The following is a 5197-nucleotide window of genomic DNA, read 5'->3' as shown; positions in this document are numbered from 1 at the left end:
GTAACACACGCTACAAGCAATTTGGGTATTTGGCTTAATGGAAAAATTGGTTTGTATTTGGAAGATTTGGCAAATCCGAAAGATAAGGCTTAATTTAATCCCAAACTGCTTGTAGCGCGAGAACGTTGGCAGTCAGCTTGCTAAACCGAACAAGAAAGTAAAAATATATGGCAGAAACTATAATATCAAGTTTAACCTTAGCATTGATAACAGGCATAACTGTTTTAGCTTTTAAATATAAAATTGTATTTGACAAAATCTTTGACAAAATATCAATATTGGTATCCATTATTTTTATTTTGCTTTTTACTTGGTCTTCAGCAGTTGAAAATACGTATATAAAAATTAATCAATTCATTGATTACAACAAAATCAAAATGGCTAAAGAATCTTTACCAGACTTAAATTTAGAAAGTCATTATCTAATTCTAATATTCGTTATAGTTCAAGTCTATTTAAATGTTATAAAATATATAACGAATGTTATTAATAATCAAGATGATAATCAACCAGAAAACAAAGTGAGTTAAAAATATCTTTAATAAATTTTTAATTTCTTTTCTATTCATAATAAAATAGTTTAAAAAACACTTCCGACTTAAAATTGTTGCGGAAGTTTGATCGAAAATTGAAAATAAATAAAAAGCCGAACTGCCAACAGCCGTTACACGAGATTTGGGCATTAGGTTGAATTTAAAGATTGTTTTGTACTTGGAAAATTTGTGTTTAACCGAAAAACCTCGCATCTTTAATCCCAAACCTCGTGTAGCGACAGAACGTTATGCGTGAGTTGAGCCGAAATTACGCAGGTAAATTCAATCAGAAAACAAGCATTTATTTCCGCAGAAAATTGACAAATAAGAAGCGTGAAAGTTGGAATCTGAAAAGCAGAAACTTGAAAAACATTGCGCTTAAAATTGAAAACGGAAAACTGAAACTTGAAAATTGGAATCTGCCAACAGAAACGTGAAAGTTGGAATCTAAATGTAGAAGTGCGAAAAAAGCAGAAGCGTGAAAATTGGAATCTAAAACATAAAGATTGACAATTAACAAACTGAATATAGAAAGCTAAATTGAAACTGAAAAACAGAAATTGGAAAGTTGGAATGTGCCAACAGAAGCGTAAAAAATTTGCGGTTTAAAAGTAATTCCGACTAAACAACCCCCGCATAACATGCGTTTGGCGAGATTGCGAATTTTGTAATAAAAATCACCTTTAAGTTTCGCAAGAAATTTTATCTTTAGCAGAAAATAATCAGTCACGAACTTCGCAACCTCGCCAAGCGCAGGAACGTTGGCAGTAATTCCACCTAGATAAAAGATTAACATCGAATGATATTGAAACTAATTTAAATAATATTCATATAAATTTAGCATAATGAAAAAGTCCTTCTTAAAATCCCTACTATTCTTTTCTGTTCTTTTGTCATTAATTGGTTGTAATTCCGATGATTCAGAATCTTCGGGCGAACCAATAGTTAAAGAATTGAATGGATTCAAGTTTGAAAATAAATTTTATCCTTTAAGTTCTCTTAGTATAAATAATTTTAATCAAAGTGATAATCCTGCAACTTTATCAAACGCAATTAGATTTGTTTTTAAAAGCGAAGTCTTCCATACGGTTTTAGGAACAGATGATTTCACCAATTACAATGTCATTTTTATAGATTATCAAGACACCAAATTAAAAGTTCGAGATATCAATGTTTTTAATGATTTGGAGGTTTATTTAGATAAATGCATTGCTGGAAATTGTACTGGTGACGATTTCTTATTTGACGACACAGTCCAATCATTATATTCAAAAAATGTCCAATTATCAATTAAGTATTTAAGCAACACGAAAATATATGTAACTTTTCAATTTACTAGAACTGACGGTAAAGTACTAAACGGAAGTTATTTCGGGAAATATAATTTTTAAAAGTATCCGTAAAATGCTGTGAGTAAAATTGAATTTAACATATAGAAATAATTACATCGTTAAATTAAAATAAGAACTACTGCCAACAGCAGTTACACAAGATTTGGGTATTTGGCTTAATTTAAAGTTTGTTTTGTACTTGGAAAATTAGTATTAAACCGAGAAATAAATCTTAATTTAATCCCAAACCCGCTGTAGTGCCAGGACGTTGGCAGTAATAATCTCGAAAATCGTAGAAAAAAGAAAATATAAAAGTAAAATGAGAAAATATTTTATTCATAACGGCGAAGCTGAAAATGGTCCGTTTGACACTGAACAATTAAAAACAATGCAAATTAAAAGTGAAACTCCAATTTGGTATGAGGGAATACAAAATTGGACAATCGCAGGAAATGTGGAGGAATTAAAATCAATAATTGTCTCAACTTCTACTCCACCAAAATTTGAAAAATTTTCTCAACAAAACATAAATCCACCAGTATTTCCAAAACCGAATTATGGAAATAATCAAAATTTTGAACCTGAAAAAAGTAAAACTTTGAGAAATGCTTTAATTGGTGTTGGTGTTTTAATTCTAGTGTTTGTTGGTTTAGCAATCTCATCAAATAATTCACAACCAACATATAATGAAAATAGTGATTTTATTGGAGTTGATACTGCAGAAGTTGCTATCGATTACGAAAAAGACAGAATTAACGAAGAACTAACAATCAAAAATAGAAATTACAGAAATAATATTGAACAATATGTTGGAGCAAGTACAAACCGTTATAGTTACAACGAACTTGGAGGAATTAGCAATTTGGACATAATTGTAACTAACAATACTGAATATTTACTTGATGAAGTGAACGTTAATGTAGATTATATAAAAGACAATGGTGGAATATACAAAAGTGAAATTGTGACAATTTACAATATTCCAGCTAAACAAGATAAATCGGCTTCAGCACCAGAAAGTGACAGAGGAACTTCTGTTGAAGCAAAAATACAAACAATTTCATCTAAAAAATTGCATATATGTTATGACAATACTTTTGCACCAAAAGCTGGAGAAATTGACCCATACTTTTGTAAACAATAATTACTACTGCCAACACACGCTACAAGCAATTTGGGGATTTGGCTTAATGTAAAAATTGGTTTGTATTTGGAAGATTTGGCAAATCCGAAAGATAACGCTGATTTAATCCCAAACTGCTTGTAGCGCGAGAACGTTGGCAGTAATTTTATAAGAACACACGTAAATGGAATTATTTGAAACCGAAAGTCATTTCGAATTTGGAAAATATAAATACAGAAAATTAATTGACGTTGCTAATGAAAATGCAATGTATATACAATGGTGCATAGTTAATCTGAAAGGCTTTGTAATAAGCAACGAAGCTGTTACAGAAATAAAGAAAATATATCCAAAATTTTTAGTCGATGAGGAAGCAGTAATAATACTTAAAAACAAACAAAGAAATTATGAAGAATATTTAGAAATTGAATCCAAAAGAAACTATGATGACGATGACAATTTTGATAATAATTCTTCCTCTTCAAATTGGGATAATGAATATTATAATGATAGTTTAGACACTGATCAACAGAGCCCCGAATGGTGGGACAGTTTATAATTATATGGATATATACAAGAATATTGGAGTTTAATATTCAATATTAATTATTAAAAATTACTAAAATGATTTTACCAAAAAAAGAGTTCAATATTTATCCAAAAACTGAAGAAAATTTAAATGCAGTTTTAAGTTACCATTTTGATAAATATTTATTATTTGATAAGAATGAAGCTGTAGAAGATCTTCTTAAAAACAATACACTTTCAATGAACCAAATTGAATTTATTGCAAAAAAACTTTCTGAATCTTGGTGTCAGTTATTTGAAAACTTTTTCAGAGAAAAAACAACATCATATTCCAACATAATGAATTATGGAATTTGTGGATTAATTCTACCTGAATCTAAATGGCAATACAGTAAAGGAAGTAAAGCTCGACCAAAAATAAGAGAGTTTATTGAATTTGTCAAGAATACAGAAAGAGACTTTGATTTTCTTTCAACTAATAATTAACTTTTAGATTTTAATAAATAATATTCTTATGGGTTTTACCATTAGACCAGTTTGTAAAGATTGTGAATACAAAACAAAGTCAATAAGCATTGGCGGAGGTAGGTTAAGTCATCTTACTAATTTTGGCGCACCAGCATTGAATACTGAATCTAATGAAATTGAGCAAATCAATCTATATGCTTATAAAAAAACTGTAATTGTTAAAAAGAAATTTCTGTACTTTTTTTCCAAAAGCATTGCAATTGAAATTGAAACAATGGATGAAAAGTATATTCCGTATTACGAGCCTAGTATGTTCACTGACGATTTGAAAATTGAAAATCATTATTGGGGTGGTAAATGTTTTAAAAAAAGCAAAAACTTCTGTCCAAAATGTAAATCATACAGTATAGATTTTATAGATGAAGGAATTTGGTTTGATTAATTAACGACAACTAAACGGAAGAAAAAAAACTACTGCCAACACACGCTACAAGCAATTTGGGCATTAGGCTTAATGGAAAAATTGGTTTGTATTTGGAAGATTTGGCAAATCCGAAGAATGGCTTAATTTAGTCCCAAACTGCTTATAGCGCGAGAACGTTATGGGGCAGTTGCGCCGAAATTACGCAGATGAAAACAATTAGAAAATAAGCATTTGTTTCCGCAAAAAGTTTACAAAGCAAAAGCGTGAAAATTGGAATCGCCAATAGAAGTCGGAAAGTTGGAATCTGCCAACAGAAAATTGAAAATTGGAATCTGAAAAGCAGAAGCGTGAAAATTGGAAATCTCCTACTCTAACTTGAAAAGCAGAAACTTGAAAAATTTTGCGCAGAAATTAAAAAGAGAATAGGTAAAAAAAATGCCGAAAATTGCGAGTGGAAAAGCGGAAGCGTGAAAATTGGATTTTGCCAACAGAAGCGTGAAAGTTTTGCTTGAAAATCGTAATTTCGACAAAACAACCGCACCATAACACACGCTACAAGCAATTTGGGGATTTGGCTTAATATAAATATGGTTTTGTATTTGCAAGATTTGGCAAATCCGAAAAATAACGCTTATTTAATCCCAAACTGCTTGTAGCGCGGGAACGTTATGGGCGATATTCGAGGAACGAAATACTAAAAGACAACATCGAAAGAAATGATATTGAGCGAAATAATTTTAAACTGCAAGAATTATATAGACACCGAAGAAATTATACATTCAATTTTTGC

General features: G+C 30.3%; 6 protein-coding genes. All 6 read left to right on the top strand.

Features of this window, described 5'->3' with window-relative positions:
- Window positions 1-167 precede the first annotated feature (167 nt).
- The 6 genes from DOS84_RS18735 to DOS84_RS18700 all read left to right on the top strand — a co-directional run bounded on the left by DOS84_RS18735 (window position 168) and on the right by DOS84_RS18700 (window position 4425).
- Window positions 168-530: a hypothetical protein gene (locus DOS84_RS18735; RefSeq protein WP_111411632.1), complete on the top strand. Its 363-nt coding sequence runs from the start codon at window positions 168-170 to the stop codon at window positions 528-530.
- A gap of 848 nt (window positions 531-1378) precedes the next feature.
- Window positions 1379-1924 carry a hypothetical protein gene (locus DOS84_RS18720; RefSeq protein WP_111411629.1) on the top strand — a complete coding sequence of 182 codons (546 nt, stop codon included), beginning with the start codon at window positions 1379-1381 and terminating at the stop codon, window positions 1922-1924.
- Between the two features lie 259 nt (window positions 1925-2183).
- Window positions 2184-3008 (top strand): DUF4339 domain-containing protein, encoded by an 825-nt coding sequence (locus DOS84_RS18715; RefSeq protein WP_124020669.1) that lies wholly within the window; start codon window positions 2184-2186, stop codon window positions 3006-3008.
- 163 nt (window positions 3009-3171) lie between these two features.
- Window positions 3172-3546 carry an exodeoxyribonuclease X C-terminal domain-containing protein gene (locus DOS84_RS18710; RefSeq protein WP_111411627.1) on the top strand — a complete coding sequence of 125 codons (375 nt, stop codon included), beginning with the start codon at window positions 3172-3174 and terminating at the stop codon, window positions 3544-3546.
- Window positions 3547-3611: 65 nt separating this feature from the next.
- Complete coding sequence (locus DOS84_RS18705; RefSeq protein ID WP_111411626.1) at window positions 3612-4001, top strand: hypothetical protein; 390 nt, start codon at window positions 3612-3614, stop codon at window positions 3999-4001.
- A gap of 28 nt (window positions 4002-4029) precedes the next feature.
- Window positions 4030-4425, top strand: a complete 396-nt coding sequence (locus DOS84_RS18700; protein WP_111411625.1) for a hypothetical protein — start codon at window positions 4030-4032, stop codon at window positions 4423-4425.
- Window positions 4426-5197: the final 772 nt, after the last annotated feature.

Source organism: Flavobacterium aquariorum (genome assembly GCF_003254745.1).
GTDB classification, from domain to species: domain Bacteria; phylum Bacteroidota; class Bacteroidia; order Flavobacteriales; family Flavobacteriaceae; genus Flavobacterium; species Flavobacterium aquariorum.
The sequence above is the reverse complement of the archived record's forward strand: the minus strand, read 5'-3'. Positions and strand labels throughout refer to the sequence as shown.